The 23,798-nt window shown below is 63.5% G+C and carries 23 protein-coding genes and 1 pseudogene; 19 read left to right on the forward strand and 5 right to left on the reverse strand.

Features of this window, described 5'->3' with window-relative positions; translation table 11 throughout:
- Positions 1 to 298 precede the first annotated feature (298 nt).
- From YUA_RS0104380 to YUA_RS0104415, 7 genes are all read left to right on the forward strand, one after another.
- Positions 299 to 2,074: an acetolactate synthase 3 large subunit gene (locus YUA_RS0104380; RefSeq protein WP_027529579.1), complete on the forward strand. Its 1,776-nt coding sequence runs from the start codon at positions 299 to 301 to the stop codon at positions 2,072 to 2,074.
- A 27-nt stretch (positions 2,075 to 2,101) separates the two neighbouring features.
- Complete coding sequence (gene ilvN / locus YUA_RS0104385; RefSeq protein ID WP_027529580.1) at positions 2,102 to 2,644, forward strand: acetolactate synthase small subunit; 543 nt, start codon at positions 2,102 to 2,104, stop codon at positions 2,642 to 2,644.
- A 3-nt stretch (positions 2,645 to 2,647) separates the two neighbouring features.
- On the forward strand, positions 2,648 to 3,343 hold the full coding sequence (locus tag YUA_RS0104390) for a class I SAM-dependent methyltransferase (protein ID WP_027529581.1): 696 nt from the start codon (positions 2,648 to 2,650) through the stop codon (positions 3,341 to 3,343).
- 42 nt (positions 3,344 to 3,385) lie between these two features.
- Positions 3,386 to 4,261: an EamA family transporter gene (locus tag YUA_RS0104395; protein ID WP_027529582.1), complete on the forward strand. Its 876-nt coding sequence runs from the start codon at positions 3,386 to 3,388 to the stop codon at positions 4,259 to 4,261.
- Between the two features lie 7 nt (positions 4,262 to 4,268).
- Positions 4,269 to 4,871: a LysE family translocator gene (locus tag YUA_RS0104400; RefSeq protein WP_027529583.1), complete on the forward strand. Its 603-nt coding sequence runs from the start codon at positions 4,269 to 4,271 to the stop codon at positions 4,869 to 4,871.
- Between the two features lie 132 nt (positions 4,872 to 5,003).
- The gene (gene ilvC / locus YUA_RS0104405) at positions 5,004 to 6,023 is read left to right on the forward strand and encodes a ketol-acid reductoisomerase (protein WP_027529584.1); all 1,020 of its coding nucleotides are present in this window, start codon (positions 5,004 to 5,006) and stop codon (positions 6,021 to 6,023) included.
- Between the two features lie 564 nt (positions 6,024 to 6,587).
- Entirely contained in the window at positions 6,588 to 7,439 is an 852-nt protein-coding gene (locus YUA_RS0104415) for an SDR family oxidoreductase (RefSeq protein ID WP_027529585.1), read from the forward strand.
- Positions 7,440 to 7,446: 7 nt separating this feature from the next.
- On the opposite strand, the pseudogene YUA_RS43445 reads toward YUA_RS0104415, so the two are convergent.
- Positions 7,447 to 8,066 (reverse strand): annotated as a pseudogene (locus YUA_RS43445) (hypothetical protein).
- 205 nt (positions 8,067 to 8,271) lie between these two features.
- Between YUA_RS43445 and YUA_RS0104430 the strand changes: the two are divergent.
- On the forward strand, positions 8,272 to 8,841 hold the full coding sequence (locus tag YUA_RS0104430) for a TetR/AcrR family transcriptional regulator (protein ID WP_245285100.1): 570 nt from the start codon (positions 8,272 to 8,274) through the stop codon (positions 8,839 to 8,841).
- A 189-nt stretch (positions 8,842 to 9,030) separates the two neighbouring features.
- A complete protein-coding gene (locus tag YUA_RS0104435) occupies positions 9,031 to 10,743 on the forward strand; it encodes a sulfatase-like hydrolase/transferase (RefSeq protein ID WP_027529588.1) in 1,713 nt (570 codons plus the stop codon).
- Positions 10,744 to 10,749: 6 nt separating this feature from the next.
- Here the strand turns inward: YUA_RS0104435 and YUA_RS0104440 are convergent, their stop codons facing one another.
- Positions 10,750 to 12,303: a glycine betaine ABC transporter substrate-binding protein gene (locus tag YUA_RS0104440; protein WP_027529589.1), complete on the reverse strand. Its 1,554-nt coding sequence runs from the start codon at positions 12,301 to 12,303 to the stop codon at positions 10,750 to 10,752.
- Complete coding sequence (locus YUA_RS0104445) at positions 12,300 to 13,082, reverse strand: ABC transporter ATP-binding protein (protein WP_027529590.1); 783 nt, start codon at positions 13,080 to 13,082, stop codon at positions 12,300 to 12,302. Before YUA_RS0104445 ends, YUA_RS0104440 begins: the two co-directional genes overlap by 4 nt.
- A gap of 133 nt (positions 13,083 to 13,215) precedes the next feature.
- Here YUA_RS0104445 and YUA_RS0104450 point away from each other — a divergent pair, with 133 nt between their 5' ends.
- From YUA_RS0104450 to YUA_RS0104495, 10 genes are all read left to right on the forward strand, one after another.
- Complete coding sequence (locus YUA_RS0104450) at positions 13,216 to 14,034, forward strand: ABC transporter ATP-binding protein (RefSeq protein ID WP_027529591.1); 819 nt, start codon at positions 13,216 to 13,218, stop codon at positions 14,032 to 14,034.
- Positions 14,034 to 14,822: an ABC transporter permease gene (locus tag YUA_RS0104455; protein WP_027529592.1), complete on the forward strand. Its 789-nt coding sequence runs from the start codon at positions 14,034 to 14,036 to the stop codon at positions 14,820 to 14,822. Before YUA_RS0104450 ends, YUA_RS0104455 begins: the two co-directional genes overlap by 1 nt.
- A 72-nt stretch (positions 14,823 to 14,894) precedes the next feature.
- Positions 14,895 to 15,920 (forward strand): ABC transporter substrate-binding protein, encoded by a 1,026-nt coding sequence (locus YUA_RS0104460; RefSeq protein WP_027529593.1) that lies wholly within the window; start codon positions 14,895 to 14,897, stop codon positions 15,918 to 15,920.
- Between the two features lie 28 nt (positions 15,921 to 15,948).
- Positions 15,949 to 16,653 carry a hypothetical protein gene (locus tag YUA_RS0104465; protein ID WP_027529594.1) on the forward strand — a complete coding sequence of 235 codons (705 nt, stop codon included), beginning with the start codon at positions 15,949 to 15,951 and terminating at the stop codon, positions 16,651 to 16,653.
- A gap of 93 nt (positions 16,654 to 16,746) precedes the next feature.
- Positions 16,747 to 18,081 (forward strand): ABC transporter substrate-binding protein, encoded by a 1,335-nt coding sequence (locus YUA_RS0104470; protein WP_027529595.1) that lies wholly within the window; start codon positions 16,747 to 16,749, stop codon positions 18,079 to 18,081.
- A 16-nt stretch (positions 18,082 to 18,097) separates the two neighbouring features.
- Positions 18,098 to 18,868 carry an ABC transporter ATP-binding protein gene (locus tag YUA_RS0104475; RefSeq protein WP_027529596.1) on the forward strand — a complete coding sequence of 257 codons (771 nt, stop codon included), beginning with the start codon at positions 18,098 to 18,100 and terminating at the stop codon, positions 18,866 to 18,868.
- Positions 18,868 to 19,572, forward strand: coding sequence for an ABC transporter ATP-binding protein (locus tag YUA_RS0104480; RefSeq protein ID WP_027529597.1), 705 nt, complete (start codon positions 18,868 to 18,870; stop codon positions 19,570 to 19,572). Before YUA_RS0104475 ends, YUA_RS0104480 begins: the two co-directional genes overlap by 1 nt.
- Before the next feature lie 15 nt (positions 19,573 to 19,587).
- Positions 19,588 to 20,469, forward strand: a complete 882-nt coding sequence (locus tag YUA_RS0104485) for a branched-chain amino acid ABC transporter permease (protein ID WP_027529598.1) — start codon at positions 19,588 to 19,590, stop codon at positions 20,467 to 20,469.
- Entirely contained in the window at positions 20,466 to 21,485 is a 1,020-nt protein-coding gene (locus tag YUA_RS0104490; protein WP_027529599.1) for a branched-chain amino acid ABC transporter permease, read from the forward strand. Before YUA_RS0104485 ends, YUA_RS0104490 begins: the two co-directional genes overlap by 4 nt.
- Entirely contained in the window at positions 21,445 to 22,362 is a 918-nt protein-coding gene (locus YUA_RS0104495) for a polyphosphate kinase 2 family protein (protein WP_027529600.1), read from the forward strand. The genes YUA_RS0104490 and YUA_RS0104495 overlap by 41 nt, the downstream gene beginning before the upstream one ends.
- Positions 22,363 to 22,636: 274 nt before the next feature.
- Here the strand turns inward: YUA_RS0104495 and YUA_RS47780 are convergent, their stop codons facing one another.
- Together YUA_RS47780 and YUA_RS0104505 are read right to left on the reverse strand one after the other, a co-directional pair.
- Positions 22,637 to 22,828, reverse strand: coding sequence for a hypothetical protein (locus tag YUA_RS47780; protein WP_084292090.1), 192 nt, complete (start codon positions 22,826 to 22,828; stop codon positions 22,637 to 22,639).
- Positions 22,829 to 23,114: 286 nt separating this feature from the next.
- Positions 23,115 to 23,738, reverse strand: coding sequence for a hypothetical protein (locus YUA_RS0104505; protein WP_027529601.1), 624 nt, complete (start codon positions 23,736 to 23,738; stop codon positions 23,115 to 23,117).
- Positions 23,739 to 23,798 lie beyond the last annotated feature (60 nt).

A 23,798-nucleotide genomic window follows, 5' to 3' on the forward strand; every position in this document is an offset into this window, starting at 1 on the left:
CTCTCGCCGAACCCCGGGAACATCGCTACACTGCCAAAATCGCGCGGGAACGGCCGCTTTGCCTTGACATCAGGGCTTTGGTCGTTATGTTTCGCGCAACCTTTGGGAAGCCGAGCGCCCGACATGCGTAACATTATTACCAAACTCCTTATCGCCGTCGTACCCAGGCACACCGCCGGGGGTGGCTAGCTGCCATCCACATGACAGGCGGTGTGCAGGGTCCCTCTTCGGGGCCTTTTTTATTTCCCGAACCCGACACGAACGAAGCCGCTGACAACAGCGCATCCGGAGCAAGCCAATGAGCGACAAGAGCCACGATCCGAACCAGATGACCGGCGCCGCGATGATCGTCCGCGCGCTCATCGATCACGGCGTGACCGACATTTTCGGCTATCCCGGCGGCGCGGTGCTTCCGATCTACGACGAGATCTTCCAGCAGAGCGAGGTCCAGCACATCCTGGTCCGCCACGAGCAGGGCGCGGGCCATGCCGCCGAGGGCTATGCGCGCTCGACCGGCAAGCCGGGCGTTGCGCTGGTGACCTCCGGTCCCGGCGCCACCAACATGGTGACGCCGCTGACCGACGCGTTGATGGACTCGATCCCGCTGGTCTGCATCTCCGGCCAGGTGCCGACGCATCTGATCGGCAATGATGCATTCCAGGAATGCGACACCGTCGGCATCACACGCCCCTGCACCAAGCACAATTGGCTGGTGCGCGACGTCAACGAACTCGCAAAAGTGCTGCACGAAGCCTTCTACGTTGCGACCACGGGCCGTCCGGGCCCGGTGCTGGTCGACGTTCCCAAGGACGTGCAGTTCGCGACGGGCACCTATCATCCGCCGCGCAAGTCCGACGTGCACCGCTCCTACGCGCCGCGCGTCAAGGGCGATGCGACGCAGATCCGCAAGGCCGTGGTACTGCTCGCCAATGCCAAGCGCCCCGTGATCTATAGCGGCGGCGGCGTTATCAATTCCGGTCCTGAAGCCACCAAGCTGCTGCGTGAGCTCGTCGAGGTCACGGGATTCCCGATCACCTCGACGCTGATGGGCCTGGGTGCGTATCCGGCGTCCGGCAAGAACTGGCTGGGCATGCTCGGCATGCACGGCACCTACGAAGCCAACATGACCATGCATGATTGCGACGTCATGCTGTGCGTCGGCGCGCGCTTCGACGACCGCATCACCGGTCGTGTCGATGCGTTCTCGCCGAACTCGAAGAAGATCCACATCGACATCGATCCGTCCTCGATCAACAAGAACATCCGCGTCGATGTGCCGATCATCGGCGATTGCGCCAATATCCTCGGCGACATCCTGCAGGTGTTCAAGGCCGAGGCGAAGAAGCCCGACATCAAGAATTGGTGGCAGCAGATCGCGCAGTGGCGCGCCCGCAATTCGCTCTATTACAAGAAGAGCAACGACGTCATCCTGCCGCAGCACGCGATCCAGAGCCTGTTCGAGGCGACACGCGGCAAGGATACCTACATCACGACAGAGGTCGGCCAGCACCAGATGTGGGCGGCGCAGTTCTTCGGCTTCGAGGAGCCGCATCGCTGGATGACGTCGGGCGGCCTCGGCACCATGGGCTACGGCTTGCCGGCCGCGGTCGGCGTGCAGGTTGCTCACCCGGATAGCCTCGTCATCGACATCGCGGGCGATGCCTCGGTGCAGATGACGATGCAGGAGATGTCGACGGCGGTTCAGTACGAACTGCCGATCAAGATCTTCATCCTGAACAACCAGTACATGGGCATGGTGCGGCAGTGGCAGCAGCTGCTCCACGGCAACCGGCTGTCGCATTCCTATTCCGAGGCGTTGCCGGACTTCGTCAAGCTCGCGGAAGCCTATGGCGGCGTCGGCATCCAGGTGCACAAGCCCGGCGATCTCGACGGCGCCATCAAGGAGATGATCTCGGTCAAGCGTCCGGTGCTGTTCGACTGCCGCGTCGCGGCGCTGGAAAACTGCTTCCCGATGATCCCCTCCGGCAAGGCGCATAACGAGATGTTGCTGCCGGAGCAGGCCAACGACGAGGCGACCGCAAAAGCGTTCGCCGGTGGCAAGGCGCTGGTGTGAGCGCGAGAAACATTTGAGGGGACGACAATGAACCAGCCCGCATCCGCCTACTTCATCGAGGACCGTCACGATCCCAACGAGACGCATACGCTTGCGGTGCTCGTGCAGAACGAGCCCGGCGTGCTCGCCCGCGTCATCGGCCTGTTCTCGGGCCGTGGCTACAACATCGAGAGCCTCACGGTTTCCGAGACTGAAGCGCAGAAGCACCTCTCGCGCATCACCATCGTCACCACGGGTACGCCGATGGTGATCCAGCAGATCAAGCACCAACTCGATCGCATGATCCCGGTCTACCAGGTTGTCGACATGACCGAGACACGCCGCTCGATCGAGCGCGAATTGGCGATGGTGAAGGTGCGCGGGCAGGGCGAGCACCGCGTCGAGGCGCTGCGGCTGGCGGATGCCTTCCGCGCCCGCGTGATCGATGCCACCACCGAGAGCTTCGTGTTCGAGATCACAGGCAATACCGACAAGATCAACGAGTTTATCGACCTGATGCGCCCGCTCGGCCTTGTCGAGGTGTCGCGCACCGGTGTTGCCGCGATCGGTCGCGGGCCTGAAGGGATGTGAACCATGCTGGCGCGCGACTGGTACTATAACGAGCGGAACCGGATGGGCATCGGGCCCGCGGTGGCGTCGATCTACGACGCCCACGATGACGCCGATCTGCGTGCGCGCGCCGCACTGAAAATGCTGGGAGTCCAGCGCGGCTGGCGCATCGCCGACATCGGCTGCGGCAACGGTGTTCTCGCCACCGAAGCCGCACTGTTGGGTGCCGAGGTCGACGCCATCGACATCTCGCCGGCGATGCTGGCGCTCGCCGAGATCTATGCCCGCGACCGCAAGGCGCCCGTGCGCACGCAGTCCGCCGGCCTGCTTTCTTTCGCCTACCGGCCCGAATCCTATGATTTGATCGTCAGCGAGTTCACGCTGCATCATCTGCCGGATTTCTGGAAAGCGGTGGCGATGTCGCGGATTTTTCGCGCGCTCAAGCCGGGCGCGACCTTTTACCTGCGTGACATCGTCTACGCGTCGATGCCGGACGCCGTCGAGCGCGACGTTGAGCATTGGGCCGACTATCACATCAAGAACCACGATTTCTCGCACGAGAGCGTGGTGACGCATATGCGTGACGAATACTCAACTTTCGGCTGGGTGATGGAACGGATGCTGACCGATGTCGGCTTTACGCTGGTCTCGGCCGACTATCACGCACCGATGCACGGCACTTATCTCTTGCGTAAACCGAAAGCCGGCGAACAGGGCTAGAAACAAGCAGGGCTGCACGACAGGGCAGAACCGGAAACAACAATGAAGCCGGCCGACATCCTCATCGCCCTCATCGTGGCGATCATCTGGGGGCTTGCCTTTGTGGCAAGCCGGATCGCGCTCGACGAGTTTTCGCCGGAGCTGATGACGGCGATGCGCTTTTCCATCGCTGCGGTGCCGTGCCTGTTCATTCCCAAGCCGAAGGTCGCCTGGTCGCTCCTGATCGCGACCAGTTTTACGCTGTTTCTCGGGCAATTCCTGTCGCAGGCGTATGGCATCGCCCATGGCGTGCCGGTGGGGCTGACCTCCGTCGTCGTGCAGAGCCAGGCGCTGTTCACGATCGGCTTTGCGGCGATCGCCTTCGGCGAGCGTCCGACGCGGGCGCAGACGCTCGGCATCGTCATCGCAGCCATCGGGCTGCTGATGATCTGCGGCACCGTCGGCTACGATTTCAGCGTCGGCGCCTTCGCGGTGCTGATGATTGCTCCGATCTGCTTTGCCGTCGGCAATCTCCTGCTGCGCGGTGCTCGCGGCGCGCCGATGTTCGATCTGTTTGCCTGGCTCTGCCTCACCGCCGCAGTGCCGCTGTTCGCGCTTGCGCTCGTCGTCAACGGACCGGCGCCGACCTTCCAGTCGCTGATCCACATGTCGCTGACCGGTCTCATCTGCCTGCTGGCGATTGGCGCGATCTCCACCAGCATCGCCTATTGGCTGTGGGGACGGCTGCTGCGTGATTATCCTGCTGCGCAAGTGGTGCCGTTCGCGCTGCTGGTGCCGTTCGTCGGCTCGGCCGCGTCAAGCATCGTGTTCGGCGAACGGTTCGGGCCGTTGCGCCTCGCCGGCATGCTGACCGTGATCGGCGGCATTGCGGTGATGGTGCTGGTCAAGCGGCCACAGCCGCTTGCGAAGACAGCGTGAGGTGAATATGGCCCACTCGCTTTTCTATGCCTTCCTCGCCTTCATGGTAGTGATGTACTTCACCCCCGGGCCGAACAACATCATGCTGCTGGCCTCGGGCCTGACCTACGGCTTCCGGCGCACCATCCCCCACATCGCCGGCATCGTCATCGGCTTCGCCTTCATGGTCGGCGCCGTCGGCCTCGGGCTCGGTACCGTGTTCCTGGCCTACCCGATCCTCCAGACCATCCTGAAATATGCCGGTGCCGCCTACCTGATTTACCTCGCCGCCGTGATCGCGTTCTCCGGCCCGGCCAAGCCGGGCGAGGGCGATGGCCGCGGCCCGATGACGTTCTGGGGCGCCGCCATGTTCCAGTGGATCAACGCCAAGGGCTGGGTGATCGTGATCGGCACCATCACCGCCTATGCGGCCATTGCCCAGTTCCCGATTAACATCGCAATCCAGACCCTGATCAGCCTCCTGGTTGGCACGGTCTCGACCGTGGTCTGGGCTTTTTTCGGCTCTGCACTACGACCGGTGCTGACGTCGGAGCGGCTGGTCCGCGCCTTCAATATCCTGATGGCGCTGCTGCTGCTCGCCTCCCTCTACCCCGTTTTCATGGATGCATGATGCCGCGGATTTCCATGCAGAAACGGGTTTCCCTAAGGGGCCGAAATGCTCTAGACAGCCCCCGAAATCCGCAAATTTCACCCTTCGGACACTGACTATCGGCCGATTCTGGCCCTGAACGAGGAAACGACTATGCGTGTTTATTACGATCGCGACGCCGACCTGAACCTGATCAAGGGCAAGAAGGTCGCCATCGTCGGCTATGGCAGCCAGGGCCACGCCCATGCGCTCAACCTGAAGGACTCCGGCGTCAAGGAGGTGGCGATTGCGCTGCGCAAGGACTCGGGCTCGGTCAAGAAGGCGGAAGCCGCGGGCTTCAAGGTGATGGAAGTCGCCGAAGCCGCCAAATGGGCCGACCTCGTCATGATGCTGACCCCGGACGAGCTCCAGGGCGACATCTATCGTGAGCACCTGCACGACAACATGAAGAAGGGCGCTGCGCTGGTGTTCGCACACGGCCTCAACGTCCACTTCAACCTGCTCGACCCGCGCGCCGACCTCGACGTGCTGATGATCGCGCCGAAGGGCCCCGGCCACACCGTGCGCTCCGAGTATCAGCGCGGCGGCGGCGTGCCCTGCCTGATCGCGATCGCCAAGGACGTCTCGGGCAACGCCCATGACCTCGGCCTGTCCTACGCCTCCGCTGTTGGCGGCGGCCGCGCCGGCATCATCGAGACCACCTTCAAGGAAGAGTGCGAGACCGACCTGTTCGGCGAGCAGGTCGTGCTCTGCGGCGGCCTGGTCGAGCTGATCAAGGGCGGCTACGAGACCCTGGTCGAAGCCGGTTACGCGCCGGAGATGGCCTATTTCGAGTGCCTGCACGAAGTGAAGCTGATCGTCGACCTGATCTATGAAGGCGGCATCGCCAACATGAACTACTCGATCTCCAACACGGCGGAGTACGGCGAGTACGTCACCGGCCCGCGCATCGTCACCGCCGAGACCAAGGCCGAGATGAAGCGCGTCCTCGCCGACATCCAGGGCGGCAAGTTCGCCCGCGACTGGATGCTCGAGAACAAGGTCAACCAGACCTCGTTCAAGGCAACCCGCGCCAAGCTCGCCCAGCATCCAATCGAGGAAGTCGGCGCCAAGCTGCGCGACATGATGCCCTGGATCAAGAAGGGCGCACTGGTCGACAAGTCGAAGAACTGACGGCTACGCCGTCATTCCGGGAGCGCGAAGCGCAATCCGGAATCTCGACCGACGATCTCTGGATTCCGGGTTCGCGACTTGGTCGCGCCCCGGAATGACGAGTGAAGCAAAGCTTCGCTCGCCAAACCAAATCTTAAATCTTCACGACTAGATTGGAGCGAGATCGCAACAGCGGTCTCGCTCTTTTCATCTCGTGCGAAGCATTGCTGTTTCATTCAAATTCTTCGCGAGTTGAAGTGCACTCTCAGCACGAAGAACTGACGCTTAAACCACATTCTTGAGGTCGCGCCGTTTTTCAGAATTTTTTCAGAACTCGCAATCGCCAAAAGCGCTGTGTCCTCAGAGTCTAGGATTCGGCTCTTCATCCGTGCTCTCAGGGCACAATCAATCGCAATTTGCGACCTTCGCGCGCTGCTTCATCTTAAGAATCGACACCTGCCGCGCCTGCTTGCAGCGCGGTACGGCCTTGAAAGAGCTCGACGGTGCGCGGCTTGAGAAGCCGATGGCATTGCGCTGGCGCGGCCTCCCTCTACATTGATCGTTGGGCACAAAGGGGGAAGGACCATGCGATCTGTCGTCATCACCGGCGCATCAACCGGCATTGGCTGGGCCATTGCGAAATTCCTGATCGGGCGCGGCTATCGCGTCTTTGGCAGCGTCCGCAAGCAGGCCGATGCCGACCGGCTGACGGGCGAGTTCGGCACGAACTTCACGCCGCTGCTGTTTGACGTTACCGATGAGGCCGCCGTGCTGGCCGCCGCGCGCCAGGTGCGCGAGGCGCTGGGCGGCGAGACGCTGGCGGGCCTCGTCAATAATGCCGGCATTGCCGTTGCCGGCCCCGTGCTCGAATTGTCGGCGGATGATTTCCGCCGCCAGATGGACGTCAACGTCATCGGCCCAGTAATCTCGACGCAGGCATTCGGGCCGCTGCTCGGCGCGGATCCGTCGCTGAAAGGGCCGAAAGGGCGGATCGTGATGATCAGCTCGGTCGCGGGCAAGAACGGCAATCCGCTGTCGGCACCCTATTGCACCTCCAAGCATGCGATCGAGGGCCTGTCGGAGAGCCTGCGCCGTGAGCTGATGCTGTTCGGCATCGACGTCATCATCGTCGCTCCCGGCGCGGTGAAGACGCCGATCTGGAGCAAGGCCGAGCAGTTCGACCTGTCGGTCTATCAGAACTCGCCCTATCTCCCGGCGCTCAACAAGGTCATGGCGTTCATGATGAAGCTCGGTGAGACCGGGCTACCGGCCGAGCGGATCGCCGAGGTCGTGTTCGAGGCGTTCACCGCTGCGAAGCCCAAGGTGCGCTACCAGATCACGCCGGACTGGCTTCGACACTTCATGACCACTGCGCTGCCCAAGCGCACGGTCGACCGCATCATCGCCAAGCGGCTTGGGCTGCTGCCGCAGGGCTGATGGAAGTTCAGCTCGCTTCGGCCGTCCGCTGGTGTGGACGGGCGGCCATCGCGATCAGCCGCAGCGCCATCACGATCAGGAGCGGAATAAGGAAGGCGGCATAGAGCGGCATGGCCGGCACGCGCTTGCCGAACGACACCATGAACTGGAACCAGAGGTAACAGCCGCCAACAAGGTGCAGTGCGCGCCAGGCATGAGGCCCATCAGCGCGGCCGTGCGGTCGAACGAGGTCGCGCTCATCGCGATGATGATGGCATAGCCGATGCCGCCGAAGATATAGGAGGCCGGCGAGGTCGCCTCGACAAAACTGGCGGGGTCCATCTTGGCGAACGCGACGATCGCAACGGCATGGATGGCGTGGGAGGCGGCAAAGCTCAAGCCCAGATAGCGGCGGTTGCGCCGCTGCCAGCGCGTCTAGGCGTTCGGCCAGAGCCGCGCCAGCGCGGCGGCGCCGAAGGCCAGGCAGAACAGCAGCAGCGAGCTGCGCGCCGTGAAACGGATCACCATGCGCACGCCCTCGACCTCGAAATGTCGCGTCGAGGCGATCCAGAGGCTTAAGGCGATCAGGCTCAGCGTGAGGGCGGCGAGCAGCCGCCAGCCTTCGAACCAGCTTTGACGTTGGGACATGGTCGTCTCCTCCAATATGTAATCATCGATTACATTTGGCGGCAGCGCACTCGTCAACGGTGTAATCGCTGCTTACATTCACGTTCGGGTGATGCTAGAAGGCGTCATGCCCACCCGTCGGACGCCCAAGCCTCAGACCTCCAAGCCTCGCGGCCGTCGCCAGACATCCGAAGCCCGGCCCTACCATCACGGAGACCTCCGCCGCGTGCTGATCGATGCTGCGCTGCAACTGGCGGCCGAGGGCGCCGAGGTGTCCGTGCGCGAGGCTGCGCGCCGGGCCGCGGTGTCGCCCGGGGCGCCATTCCGGCACTTTTCCAACCGCGACGCCTTGATGGCTGCGGTGGCCGAGGAGGCGCAGCGGCGCTTTCGCGTTGAGATCGAGGCTGCGCTGGCAGATGTTCCGCCCGCCGACCCGCTGGCGCGCTTCCGCGCCTTCGGCCTTGCCTACGTGCGATGGGCGATGCGCAACCCTGCGCATTTCGAGATCATCTCCACCGGGCGTTATTTCGCCCATGGCAGCTCGGCCGAGCTGACGCACGACAATTCCGAACTGGTCGCGCTGACCGAGCGGATGCTGGCCGAGGCGGCCGCGCAGGGCCTGCTGCGGTCGGCGGATCTCAAGCGCGTCCAGATCGCCGGCCGCGCTCTGGTCTACGGTTTCGCCCGGATGAATCTCGACGGCCATTTCCCCCGCTGGGACGTGGCGGAGGGCGAGATCGAGCGGATGGCGGAGGGAGTGATCGATCTGTTCATCGCGGGGATCGCGAAACCCTAGCGTCATCCAGGTGCGGCGGTTCGCCGTCCGCTAACATTAAGCGAAGGTCGCACCGCCGATCGCGTTGCTTGTCCGCGACCGTTCAATTACAGTTTTGTGACGCGACGCAGGCTTTCCGGCTGCGCCGAATGCCGTAGGCCGGTCAGACGGCTTCGCACCACCCGCCGGACCAGCTGTTGCGTGTCGTCGATGGCGTCCGCGCCCAATCCAGGTCCTTCCGCCACCACCGCCGTCCTGGTGAGCGTCGCCGCGCTCGGCATCTGGCGTCTGCTTGCAGTTGCCGCGCCTCATTTCGCAGCGCTTGCGCTGATGTACGAGACCGAGACCGATTTCGGCTCGCGCCTGTGCTTCTTGTTCGCCTGGGGTATCCTCAACTTCTTCTGGATCACGCTGTTGCGCCGGCCGGCACTGTCGGGCGCGCTGTCGCTGACCATGGTCGTGGTGCTGGTGCTGCTGTCGCGGCTCAAGCACGACGTGGTGCAGATGACGGCCAACTTCATCGACCTGATGATGATCGACCGCGACACGGTCGCGTTCCTGTTCACGATCTTCCCGAACCTGCGCTGGTCGGTGATCGGGACCGGCCTGGCCACGCTGCCGCTGATGTATGCGCTGTGGTGGCTCGATCCGTTCCGTATCCGCCGCCTGCCGGCACTTGCCGCGATGCTTGCCTGTCTCGCGGGGCTGGTCGGCTATTCCGTCTATCATCCGGACGAAGCCTGGCGCGGCTATTACGACGACGGCTATCTCTCGAAGTTCTTCCGCTCCGGCGTCACCGCGGTCTCCGACTTCGCGCAGCACGGTTTCATGGAGTCGGCCGCCTCGACCGACGAGCGGCTCAACATGCCGCTGGTCGACGCCTGCCATCCGGCCGGCCGGCGGCCGAACATCATCATGATCCATGATGAATCGAGCTTCGACATCCGCGCCGCACAGGGCATCAAGGTGCCGCCGGGTTACGGCAGCCACTTCAAGTCCTGGGACGGCAAGGAGCGCACATTCCTGGCCGAGAGCAATGGCGGGCCGAGCTGGTTCACCGAATACAACGTGCTTGCGGGTCTCTCCTCGCGCTCGTTCGGCCGTTTCGCCTATTTCGTGACGCGAATTGCCTCGGGCCGGGTCGAGCGCGGCCTGCCGCTGGCGCTGCGCCGCTGCGGCTACGACACCCTATCGCTGTATCCCGCCTATGGCGGCTTCATGGGCGCGCGCAGCTTTCAGGTGACGACCGGCGTCGAGCGCTTCCTCGACTCCAGGGATCTCGGCGCAAAGGACGTCGAACCCGACAGCTTCTTCTACGACAAGGCGCTGCGGCTGATGGGCGAGCGGACGCCGAACAAGCCGCTGTTCAGCTTCATCTATCTCGGCGCCAATCATTTCCCCTGGGAGACGCGCTTCCGCCCCGATCTGGTGCCGAACTGGCGCGCGCCGGGCAACGCACCGTCCATTGACGAATATCTGCGCCGGCAGGCGATGAGCGCCGAGCAATACAAGTCCTTCATTGCGGGCTTGAAGAAGAACTTTCCGGGCGAGCCCTTCCTGATTGTGCGTTATGGCGATCACCAGCCCGAATTCGCGCCCAATCTGCTCGAGCCCGGGCTCGACGAAGGCGCGATCGGCAAGAAGCTCGACGCTTACGATCCACGGCTCTATGCGACTTACTATGCGATCGACGCCGTCAATTTCGAGCCGGTAAAGAGCGACGCGGTGATGGACACGGTCGACGGTCCCTATCTACCGCTGGTGATCCAGGAGGCCGCGGGCATTCCGCTCGATCCGTCCTTCGCGGAGCAGAGGGCGATAATGCTCCGCTGCAAGGGCATCTTCTACGGCTGCAAGGACGGCGCCGAGGCGCGGCGGCTGAACCGGCTGCTGATCAATGCGGGGACGATCAGGGGGCTGTAGTTGGCCTTATTGCCCACCCACCTTCCCCCACAGCCACTTTGCCACCGCATCCGGTGATGAATTCGCGTCATTGCCGCTGGCGCGCAGATTGGCTTCACGCATGGTGGCGATGTCGATCTTGCCGAGGAGCGGGCTCAGCGCCGCTTTGAGCCGCTCGTCACCGGCACGCTTCGGCGCCAGCAGCAGGATGGCATCGTAAGGCGGGATCGCGTGCTTGGGATCGTCGAGCGCAACGAGATCGTATTTCGCGATCAGCCCGTCGCTGGTGTAGCCGGCGATCACGTCGACCTCGCCGCTCGCCACCGCCGCATACATGAAATCCGGCTGCATCTGGCGCTGCGCGCTGAACTGAAGGCCATAGGCTTTCTGCAGCGCCGCCCATTCCGGCCGCGAGAAGAATTCGTAGTCGCCAGCAATCGACATGGTCGAAGTGTGCGCGGCGAGATCGGCGATGGTGCGGATGCCAAGCGCGTCGGCACGCTTCTTCGGCATCACCAGCGCATAGGCATTCTCGAAGCCGAGCTCGCCGAGCAGCGTGATGTTGTCCTTCGCGAGCGCCGTCTTCAAATCTGCCACCAACTCTGCACGCGGCTTGATGTCGGTGCGGTGCAACTGGTTGGCCCAGAGCGTGCCGGAATAGTCGACATAGAGATCGATGTCGCCGGCCTTCAGCGCCCCGAAGATCACGCTCGAGCCGAGACCGGACCGCGCCGTGGCGGAGAGACCGGCTGCCTGGAGGCGGTCCCTCAGCAGGGCCGAGAGCACGTATTGCTCGGCGAAGGTTTTTGCACCGACCACATAACCGGACGACGAGCGTCCCATCGTCGGCACCAATGTCGCCGCGACCAGTGCCGCGATCCCGATCGCGCCGAGCCCGGCGCCCAGGCGGCTGCGATTGCGCAGGCCGCTCTCGATCAGGCCAAGCAGCTGATCGACGGCCAGCGCGAGCAGGGCCGAGGCAACGCAGCCGAACAGCACGAACACCCAATTCTGTGTCTGTAACCCCGCAAAAATGTAATTGCCGAGGCTGGTCTGTCCGATCGGAGTCGACAGCGTCGCGGTGCCGATCACCCACACGGCGGCGGTGCGGATGCCCGCCATCATCACCGGCAGTGCCAGCGGAAGCTCGACCATCACGAGCGACTGCCGCTCCGTCATGCCGACGCCCTTGGCGGCTTCGATCAACGCGGGGTCGATGCCGTTGAGCCCGGTGATGCCGTTGCGCAGTACCGGCAGCATCGAATAGAGCGCCAGCGCCAGCATCGCCGGCAGGAATCCGAACGCGGAGAAGGAGACGCCGAACCATTTCAGCGTCACGGACGCGCCGAGCAGCAGCAGCGGATAGAACAGCGCGAGCAGCGCCAGCCCCGGCACGGTCTGTACGATGCTGGCGAGCGCGAGCAGGACGGCGCGTGGCGCCGGGCGATTTCGCGTGAGGATCGCCAGCGGCAGGCTAACGGCGAGGCCAAGCGCGAGCGCGGCGAGGCTCACCCGCACATGATTGCCGAGGTAGTCGGGCAAATGCGACAGCGCCTCGCCCCAGCGCGGATCGGTTATCATGCGGCACCGCTCTGCGGTAGCAGCGCGTTCAGCCGCTCGACCTGGCGTCGCGGCGTGCGCAGCAGCTCCAGCACATAGGCATCGCTGCTCTTCGAGAGTTCCGCCGGGGTACCCTGCGCGAGCAGCTTGCCGCCGCGCATGACCGCGATGCGGTCGGCGAGCAAAATCGCCTCCGTCATGTCGTGCGTGATCATCACGGTGGTCAGGCCGAGCTTGCGGTGCAGCTCGCGAAAATCCTCACCGAGCGCATCGCGTGTGAGGGCGTCGAGCGCGCCGAACGGCTCGTCCATCAACACGATGCGGGGCTTGGCTGCGAGCGCCCGCGCCACGCCGACGCGCTGGCGCTGCCCGCCCGAGAGTGCCTCCGGCAGCCTGTCACGATGGGAGGCGCGGTCGAGCTGCACGAGCTCGATGAGCTCGTCGATGCGAGCCATGATCTCGGCTGGGGGCGCACCGAGCAGCTTTGGCGTGATCCCGATATTGTCGGCGACGCTCAAGTGCGGAAACAGCCCGCCGCTCTGGAAGACGTAGCCGATCCGGCGCCGCAGCGCGACCGGATCGACGTTTCGCACGTCCTCGCCTTCGACCGTGATGGTACCGCCGTCGGCCTCGATCAGCCGGTTGGCGAGACGCAGCAGGGTCGTCTTGCCCGAGCCCGAGCCGCCGACGATGGCCAGAAACTCGCCCTCTGCGATGTCGAGCGACAAATCGTCGACCGCCCTGAGGGGGCCGAAGCTCTTGGTGACGTGCGCATAAGCAATCATCGGCCTGGAAGGCATCAGACGTGCACTCAGCTCGCTTGCCCTCCAGGGGAGGGTGGGTGGTCGAGGCCCATGCGTAGCACGCTTGGCCGGTTGATTGAACTTGGCCGCGCGAGCGGCTAAGGCATCGGTCGTAGTTCGGAGGGAACACATGACAACGCCCACGGCAGTGGCGCTGGAAGATGCCAAGGTTGCGTTCCGGCTGGGAGACGGGCGAGTCTATACGGCGGTGGAGAAGGCCCATCTCGCGGTCGCGCAGGGCGAATTCGTCGCCATTGTCGGCCCGACCGGCTGCGGAAAATCCACGCTGCTCAATGTCGCCGCCGGGCTGCTCAAGCCGGCCGCCGGCAGTGTCAAGATTTTTGATCGACCGCTCGCGGGGCTGAACCGGGACGCCGGCTATCTGTTCCAGGCCGATGCACTGTTCCCCTGGAAGACCGCGCTCGACAATGTCGCGATCGGGCTCGAGATCAAGGGTACGCCGCGGAGCGAGGTGCTCCCGCAGGCGCAGAAATGGCTGACCTCTGTCGGCCTCGGCGCCTTTGCGGGCCGTTATCCGCACATGCTCTCCGGCGGCCAGCGCAAGCGTGTGGCGCTGGCGCAGGTTCTGATCCGCGACCCAAAGATCCTGCTGATGGACGAGCCGTTCGGGCCGCTCGATGCGCAGACGCGCCAGGTCATGGGCAATCTGCTGCTCGATCTCTGGAATGCCGACCGCAAGGCCGTGCTGTTCGTCACCCACGATCTCGAGGAAGCCATCGCGCTCGCCGATCGCGTCGTGATCATGTCGGCGGGGCCATCCTCGCGCATCATCGGCGACTGGCGCGTGCAGCTCGCCCGTCCGCGCGACATCTTCGAGGTGCGGATGGACAAGGAGTTCCACGCGCTGCATCGCGAGATCTGGAGCGTACTCAAGGACGAGGTGATGAAGGGCTACGCGCAATCCACCCACGCGGCGGAGGCGGTCTGATGTCGCGCGTCACGCTGCTTGCGCTGCAAGTCCTGGTCGCTGTTGTCTGCATCGCGCTGTGGCAGTTGCTTTCGACCGTGCCGGTGTTCGGCAAGATCCTGCTGCCGCCATTCTTCTTCTCCAATCCCGTCGATGTGTTCAGCCAGATCGTGAAGTGGTTCGCGAGCGGCGTGATCTGGAAGCATCTCGCAATCACGCTCTGGGAATCCATCCTCGCCTTCGTGATCGGCTCGGTTGCCGGTGTGCTGGTCGGCTTCTGGTTTGCGCGGCAGCCGCTGGTTGCCGCGGTGTTCGACCCCTACGTGAAGATGGCCAACGCACTGCCGCGCGTCGTGCTGGCGCCGATCTTCGCGCTGTGGCTCGGGCTCGGCATCTGGTCCAAGGTCGCGCTCGGCGTGACGCTGGTGTTCTTCATCGTGTTCTTCAACGTCTACCAAGGCGTCAAGGAGGTCAGCCGCACCGTGCTCGACAATGGCCGCATGCTCGGCATGAGCGAGGGGCAGTTGATGCGGCACGTCTATTGGCCGTCGGCGCTGTCGTGGATGTTTTCCTCACTGCACACGTCTGTGGGTTTCGCTGTGGTCGGCGCCGTCGTCGGCGAATATCTGGGATCGGCGGCAGGCCTCGGCTATCTGATCCAGCAGGCCGAAGGCATATTCGACGTCGCCGGCGTGTTCGCCGGCATGTTCGTGCTGTCGGCCTTCGTCATCCTGATCGATTCTGGCGTGACTCTGGTGGAGCGAAGGCTATTGGTTTGGCGGCCGACCGCAGCAGACGGGAGAGGATAGACGTATGCGTAAGTCGCCTTCTCAAGCCTGTCCCCCTGCTCTATGGTGCCGCCGGCCGAACGGAGGAAACCAATGAAGAACACGATTGCCAGGCTCGCCGGCGCGCTGCTCGCGCTGACGCTGACCACCGGTCTTGCCGCAGCGCAAAGCAAGGTGACCATCGCGGTCGGCGGCGGCGCCTGCCTGTGCTATCTGCCGACGGTGCTGGCCAAGCAGCTCGGCGAATACGAGAAGGCTGGCCTCAATGTCGAGCTGGTCGACCTCAAGGGCGGCTCGGACGCGCTCAAGGCCGTGCTTGGCGGCAGCGCCGACGTGGTTTCTGGCTACTTCGACCATTGCGTCAACCTGGCGGCCAAGAAGCAGGAGCTTCAGGCCTTTGTGGTCTATGACCGCTATCCCGGCCTCGTGCTGGTGGTCGCGCCCTCGCACGCGGCGGACATCAGGTCGGTCAAGGACCTCGCCGGCAAGAAGGTCGGCGTCAGCGCGCCCGGCTCCTCCACCGACTTCTTCCTGAAATATCTTCTGAAGAAGAACGGGGTTGATCCCGCCAACACCGCCGTGATCGGTGTCGGCCTCGGCGCCACGGCGGTGGCGGCGATGGAGCAGGGCCAGATTGACGCCGCGGTCATGCTCGATCCCTCCGTGACCGTGCTCCAGGGCAGCCACAAGGATCTGCGCATCCTCAGCGACACCCGCACCCAAAAAGACACGCTCGAGACCTTCGGCGGCGAATATCCGGGCGGCGCGCTGTACTCGACTGTGGCCTGGATCAATGGACATGAGAAGGAAACGCAGGCGCTGACCAACGCAATGCTGGCCACGATCGCCTGGATTCATTCGCATTCGCCCGAAGAGATCATGGCCAAGATGCCGGACGAGATGGTCGGCAAGAACAAGGACCTCTATCTGGCCGCGCTGAAGAACACGATCCCGATGTTCTCCGAGACCGGCAAGATGGATCCGAAGGGCGCCGACGCCGTGCTCGCGGTGTTCAGCGTCGGTTCGCCCGAGGTGGCCAATGCCAAGATCGACGTCAGCAAGACGTTTACCAACAAGTTTGTCGACCAGGCCAAGAAGACGACGGGGAGCGCCAAATAACTGACGCGAAGGCTTGGTAACAGGTGTCATGACGTCACCGACCATTCATCGCGTTACGGCGCTTGACCTTGCCGTGCGCCCCCTCGTCTGGCCGTTCGCCGAGGAGCGGCGCGCCGAGATCGAGGCGCATTTCGCCGAGCAACAGCGTGCGCGGCCGAGAATCTGGAACGGCCGGGTCCTGCTCGGGCGCGATGCCGTCTTCACCGACGGTCATCTCGCCGCGACCTATTTCGAGACGGATTTCGCGAGCTTCCTGGCCTGGCGCGACTGGGGTTTTCCCGATCCGGCCGTATTCAACGGATTCGGTATGGGGGCGCTGCGCACCTCCGACGGCGCCTTCGTGATGGGCGAGATGGCACATCACACGGCCAATGCCGGACGCATTTACTTCGCGTCGGGTACGCCCGACCTCGACGATGTCAGGGACGGCACGCTCGACATTCCCGGCAGCGTCGTCCGCGAGCTCGAGGAGGAGACCGGCCTGTTGCCTGGCGATTATTCCGCGGATGCGGACTGGCACTGTGTCATCACCGGCAGCGCACTTGCAATGATACAGATCCTCAACCTGGATATGCCGGGTGAGGCGGCTCGCGCGCGGATTGAAGCCAATCTGGCCGAGCAGGACGAGCCCGAGCTTTCCGCCATCCATCTCGTGCGCGGAATGGATGATCTCATGCCGACGATGCCGCGATATGTCACGGCCTTCATCGCGCAGCAGTTCGCCTCGCGCTGACGCGCGAGGCTTGACATCGCACGGTCCAGCCCATGTGATGGACGAAAAAGCAAAACCAAAAATTGCAATGCACAATCGTCCAGGGAGGTTTAGATGCGCCTGCGCATGGCTGCCCGTTTGGTACGTGGGCTTTTGATCGCGATTGCAGCGATGGGCTTGATCGTTTCGGTCCAAGCCCAAGACAAAGCTCAGGACAAAGCTCAAGACAGGAAAATCAAGATCGGCGTGATTTTCGACCTGACCGGCCCGCTTGCGGGCGGCGGCTCCGAGCTCGAATATCTCGGCACCAAGATCATCCTCGACCATTTCAGCAAGACCGGCGTCGAGGGCTACAAGGTCGAGGCGGTCTATGCCGACGCGCAGAGCAAGCCCGACATCGCCATCAACGAATCGGTCCGCCTGCTCGAGCAGGAGAAGGTCGACATGGTGCTCGGCTTCTTCTCCTCGGCGCAATGCGTGCCGGTTGCCGCCCGTGTCGAGCAGCTCAGGAAGTTCATGTGGATGACGACCTGCATCTCGTCCGCGGTGTTCGCCGACAAGAACTACAAATACGTGTTCCGCCCGCAGGCCAGCGGCGATCAGTTCGGTGCGATGACGATGGATTTCATTGCGCAGAATGCCCAGGCGAAGCTGGGCAAGGAACCGAAGGACCTCCGCGTCGCCATCATCCACGAGGACGGCTCCTATGGCGTCGACGTCTCCAAGGGCAACGAGGCCGGGGCGAAGAAGGCCGGCTTCAACATCGTGCTGAAGGAGGGTTATTCGGCGACCGCGCCGGACCTCTCCGCGCTGGTGACCAAGCTGAAGCGCGCCAAGCCCGATGTCATTTTTCACACCGGCTACAACCCTGATATCACGCTGTTGCTGCGGCAGGCGCGCGAGCATGGCTTGAAGTTTGCAGCCCTGGTCGGCCATGGCGCCGGCTACGGCGTCTACGAGAAGCTGAAGGAAGGGATGGGCGCCGACGCGAGCTACATCTTCAACACCGATCCGATCTCGATCTGGCTTGCCAACCCAAAGACCATGAACCCGAAGCTTGCGCCCGTCATCAAGATGGTCGGCGAGGAGTTCGACAAGATCAGGCCGGGCGTTGCCATCCGCTCCGCTCATGTCGGCATCGGCGCGTCCAACACCTACGTGTTCATGGATGATGTCCTGCCGCGTGCGATCAAAAAGTATGGCGGGGTCGATCCCGAGGCGCTGCGCAAGGCAGCGCTCGATACCGACATCCCCGAGGGCGGCACCATGCTCGGCTTCGGGGTCAAGTTCTATGGCGAGGGCACGCCGATGGCGGGTCAGAACGAGCGCTCGTTCCCGGTCGTGATCCAGTACATCGATGACAAGTCCTCGGTGGTGTGGCCCAAGAGCCAGGCGCAGCGCGAAGCCGTGCTGCCGCTGCCGAAGGGCACCACCTACAGCAATCAGTAGCAGCGGAGCGGAGGCGGTGCTGGAGGTCAGCGGACTGGTGAAGCGGTTTGGCGGCTTCAGCGCCGTCAACAACGTATCGTTCAGAGTCGATCAGGGCGAGATTCTCGGCCTGATCGGCCCCAACGGCTCGGGCAAGAGCACGATCTTCAACATGCTCTCGGGCACGCTGGCGCCGAGCTCCGGATCGATCCTGTTCGACGGCTCGGAGATCGCGGGGCTGGCGCCGCACCGGATCATCAACCGCGGCATCGGCCGCACCTTCCAGATCCCGAGGCCGTTTCGCCGCCTGTCTATTTTCGAAAACGTCGCGCTCGCCGGCTTCTACGGCCAGGGCCGCCACAGTCGCATCAAGGCCGAGGAGGCGGCCGAGCGCTCGCTTGCGATGGTGGGCTTGCCGACCGATCGCCACGCCAGCGTCGACGGCCTCGGCGCGGCCGGATTGAAGAAACTCGAACTCGCGAAAGCGCTCGCGACCGCGCCGAAGCTGCTGCTGGCTGACGAGAGCCTCGGCGGCCTCGACGAGGCCGAGATGGACCAGGCGGCCGACATGCTGCGCAACATCCGCGACGAGCTCGGCATCACCATCATCTGGGTCGAGCACATCATGGGCGTGCTGATGCGCGTCGTCGACCGAGTCATGGTGCTCGATCACGGCGAAAAAATTTCGGAAGGGCTGCCGAGCGCGGTTGCGGGCGATCCGCGCGTCATCGAGGTCTATCTCGGCACCGATGCCGAGACCACGCAGGCCGCGGCCGCCGAAGCGCGCCGCCGCGCGGGAGGCCAATGATGCTGGAGCTTCGCGGCGTCAACGCCGGATATGGCACCTTCCAGGCACTGTTCGACGTTAATCTCGACGTCAGGGCCGGCGAGGCTGTGGGCGTCATCGGCCCGAACGGCGCGGGCAAGACCACGCTGATGCGCGTCATCTCCGGCCTGATCCGTCCCTCGCGTGGCGCGATCGAAATGGAAAGTGTCGATGTCGTGGCGACGCCCTCGCACAAGATTGTCAGCCTCGGGATTGCGCATGTCCCGGAAAATCGGCGGCTGTTTCCGCAACTCTCGGTCGACGACAATCTGAAGATGGGTGCCTTCATGAAGGAGGCGCGCGCCCACTACGCCGAGCGGCTGGAGGTCGTGTTCGACCTGTTTCCGCGCCTGAAGGAACGCCGCCACCAGATGGCCGGCACCATGTCCGGCGGCGAGCAGCAGATGTGCGCGATCGGCCGCGCGCTGATGTCCAATCCAAAACTCCTGCTGCTCGACGAGCCTTCGGCAGGGCTGGCGCCGGTCGTGGTGCAGCAGGTGTTCGAGCTGGTCAAACGGATCCGCGCCAACGGGCTGACGGTGCTGATCGTCGAGCAGAACGTGCAGCAGGTGTTGCGCGTGGTCGACCGGGCCTATCTGATCGAGGCCGGCACGATCCGCGCCTCAGGCACCTCGGCCGAGATGCTGTTAAGCACCACGGTCAAGGAGGCGTATCTCGGGGTGTGAGGGCGGGCAGGGCATATGCAGGCATTCCTGGACATTTTCGACATTTATCTGCTGGAGGCCGTGATCAACGGCATCCTGCTCGGCGGCGTGCTGGCGCTGCTGGCGCTCGGGCTCAACCTGATCTTCGGCGTCATCGACGTGACCTGGATCTGCTACGCCGAGCTCGTGATGATCGGCATGTATGCGATGTATTTCATGGTCCAGTATTACGGCATCAGCTATTTCATCGCAGCACCGCTGACCATCCTGCTGGTCGCGGTCCTCGGCGCGTTGCTGCATTATCTCGTGATCGCGCCGCTCTTGACCGCGCCGCCGATCAACCAGCTGCTCGCAACCGGCGGCGTGCTGTTCGTGCTGCAGAGCTTTGCCACCGTCGCCTTCGGCATCGACTTCCGCAACCTCGGCATCCGCCTGCCGGTGCTTGCCTTCGGCGACATGAACTTCAGTTACGCGCGACTTCTATCGTTCCTGGCGGCGCTGGTCGGCATGGTCGCGGTCTATCTGTTCATGACGCGCACCTTCACCGGAACCGCGATCCGCGCCATCTCGCAGGACCGCCAGATCATGGCGCTGATGGGCGTCGACACCAAACGCATCTATCTCATTACCTCCGCGATCGGCGGCGGGTTGGCGGGGCTCGCCGCCTGCCTCTTGGTGCTGCAATATGACGTGCACCCCTTCGTCGGCCTCTCTTTCGGGCCGATCACCTTCCTGATCTGCGTGCTCGGCGGGCTCGGCAACTTCATCGGCGGCTTCATCGCGGCGTTCGTGTTCGCCGAGATCATCTCGCTCGGCGGCCTGTTCTCCGATCTCGAATGGGGATACGTGCTCGCCTTCGCCTTCTTCATCGTCATGATGTTCATCCGGCCCGCGGGCCTGCTCGCGAGGCGCCGATGATGGGGCAGGGCCGGCTTGTCGCGTGGGGGATAGGACTGGCCGCGCTGGTCGCGCTGCCCTTCGTCTATCGCGATCCCTATCATCTGCACATTCTGGTGCTGATCCTGATCTGGTCGTTCGCCTACACGTCGTGGTCGATGATGGGGCGGTTCGGCCTGGTCTCGCTCGGCCATGGCGGCTTCATGGGGATCGGTGCCTATGTCACCGCGCTGTTGTGGAATCATCTCGGCCTCTCGCCATGGATCGGCATTCCCGTCGGCATGGTCGCGGCCGGTGCGCTGGCGCTGATCGTTGGCTATCCCTGCTTCCGCTTCCGCATCACCGGGCATTATTTCGTGCTGGTGACGCTCGCGCTCTCCGGCATCGTGCTCCAGGTCATCACGGCCACGCGCGACTACACCGGCGGCTCGCTCGGCTACACGCCAAACCGTGCCTCTGGCAGCAAGCTGCTGGCGCTGCAATTCGACGACAAGACCAGCTGGTATCTGGTCGCGCTCACGGTCTGGCTCGGCGGCATCGTCGTCTGGCATTTGATCGATCGCAGCATGAGCCGCTACGCGCTCGAGGCGATCTCGGAGGACGAGGACGCGGCTGCTGCCGCCGGCGTCGACGTCACCGCGGAAAAACTGAAGATCACCTTGATCAGCGCTGTGATGACGGCGCTGGCGGGCGCCATCTATTGCCAGTACCAGATGTTCATCACACCCGACACTGTCTCCGGCATCGCGGTGTCGCTGCAGATGGTGTTCGCGGCCATCGTCGGCGGCCTGTTCGTCTCGCTCGGTCCGACTGTCGGCGCCGTCATCACCATCCTGCTCGCGGAAACCCTGCGCATCGGCTTCGGCACCAGGGCGGTCGGCTGGGACAACCTTGTCTACGGCGTGCTGCTGGTGCTTTTCATCATATTCCTTCCGAAAGGCATCCTTGGTAGCCTGCTCGACCGATTGAAGTCGCAACGCAAGGTGCCCCGCGCTCATGAGCAAAAAGCCGTCCAAACCGCTCGCCCAGGAACTTGACCGCTACATCACGCCATTCCGGCACGACGGGTCCGGCAAGTTTCACCTGAAAGACTACAAGACCAACGAGAAGGGCGATTTGGACAAGGAGGCGGCGCAGGAGATTCTCGACGCCAACAAGAAACGGCTGATCGCGTTCCAGGAGAAGCTCTACGCCCAGGATCGCTGGTCGGTGCTGATCGTGTTCCAGGCTATGGATGCCGGCGGCAAGGACAGCGCGATCAAGGCGATCTTCGAGGGCATCAATCCGCAGGGCTGTGAGGTGTCGGCCTTCAAGGCGCCGAGCAGCAAGGAGCTCGATCACGATTTCCTCTGGCGCCACGTCGTCGCGCTGCCGGAGCGCGGCCATATCGGCATCTTCAATCGCTCGCATTACGAGGAATGCCTGGTGACGCGCGTGCACCCGGAGATCCTCGCCAAAGAGAAGCTGCCGCCGCGGCTCGTCACCAAGAACATCTGGAAGGAGCGGTTCGAGGACATCTCCGCCTTCGAGCGCTATCTCTGCCGCAACGGCACATTGGTGCTGAAATTCTTCCTCAACGTGTCCAAGGAGGAGCAGCGCGAGCGCTTCCTCGGCCGGCTGGAGGAGCCGGCCAAGCAGTGGAAGTTCTCGATGGACGATATCAAGGAGCGCGCCTTATGGTCGCGCTACCAGGCGGTCTATCAGGACATCGTGCGCCACACGGCAACGTCGCATGCGCCATGGTATGTCGTGCCCGCGGACCACAAATGGTTCGCCCGCGTGGTGATCGGCTCCGTGATCGTGGCGGAGCTCGAAAAACTTGACCTGCGCTTTCCCCGTGCCGACAAGGCCTCGCTCGCGGAGTTCGACAACGTGCGCAAGGCGCTGGAGCGGGAGGGGAAGGGCAAGCGGTAAGGCGCAGCGATCTGCGATCGACCTCCGCCCTCGTAGGGTGGGCAAAGCGTAAGCATGCCCACCAATCTTCATCTGGGAGAGATGGTGGGCACGGCGCAAGAGCGCCTTTGCCCACCCTACGATTTCTCGAAAACAACCCCATGCACAGTAGCCGAAGATAGCTTGACTGCTGGCGCAAATAATATTCTGAATTTGCGAATTCTATTTGACCCGTCGGGCAAAACAGGAGCATGACGTCACCATCGCGCCGGTGACCTTCAGTACCTCCGGCCCATCAGTAGCAAAAGCGTTCGACATTGGCGGGCAGGCTCGCTTCGTAATTCGCCCACTTCTCGTGTTTTGGCAGCTTCACTTCCTTCATCGCGGTGTCGAAGCATTTGCCGGCATTGGCCGCCTTCTTCACCTCAGCCGAGAGGGATTTATTCCGCGCTCTGATGTGGTCAGTGGTCGCGGAACCGCCCCGCAAATGTGATCCTCAGGCCAATGATCCGCGCTTGACAGTTTTATGTCACGGGAGGAGCATGCTGATGGTCGCAAACAAGCGACGCGTAACGTCCATCTCAAGAGCAAGGGGAGGTCTATGACGCCACCTCCGCAAATCCAGCCGCGTTAAGTGCGATGGAGCTCGTTCGGACTATCGCATAGCGGCGGAAACCGCGAACGGCACGCCGGGTCAAGGTTTAGTGGGCTGCAGTCAGTGAGGCAGAGCCCCTACCTGCCCGGCGCTGTGCGTTTTGCATCGGTCGCGTCGACTAAGCTTTCTTCCGCACGCCGAAGAGATCACCGAGCCATTGATAATAGACCGGCTGCTTCTCCTGCAGCGTGGCGCGGCTGTTGGGGGGACGGTCGACATTGCCCCAGAGATAGAGGCTTCCCGTCACCGCAAAGAACTCCTGCACGTTCTTCAGCACATAGGAATCGGGCGGATAGAGCTCGTTCTGCCTGGCGATGCCGTAGAAGCGCACGAGATCCGGATTTTGCAACGCGCCCGGCAGGACGCGAAAATGATAGGCGTGGAGCAGCTCGTGCAGCAGCACCGGCTTCTCCGGCGCAACGACGGCCGAGTCAACCGTGACGCCCTCGACCTTGGACGAGAAGTGTCCGCCGCCGTCGCCCTGTCCGGGCTTGACCGAGACCGGCTGGCTTTTGAAGAAGGTCATGATCTCGGGCTTCGCGCCGCATTGGACGACGATATCGATCTGATGCTTCAGCGACGCGACAACTTCCTTGAGGTTCGGCTGGCTCTGCGCGGCGCTGGTGTCGACCGTGATGCCGCGATAGGCGAAGGCGGGTCCGTTCTGCGCGATCGCAGCCCGTGTGCCGAGCACGATCGCAGCTCCTGCAAGCACGAGCTGGCGCCGATCGAAATCTGTCATGTGATGTCCCCCGAATTCCCACGGTAGTCTCGCATGCTTTTGCGACACCGACCACCGCCG

The sequence above is a fragment of the Bradyrhizobium sp. WSM3983 genome (assembly GCF_000473045.1).
In the GTDB taxonomy this organism is placed as follows: Bacteria; Pseudomonadota; Alphaproteobacteria; order Rhizobiales; family Xanthobacteraceae; genus Bradyrhizobium.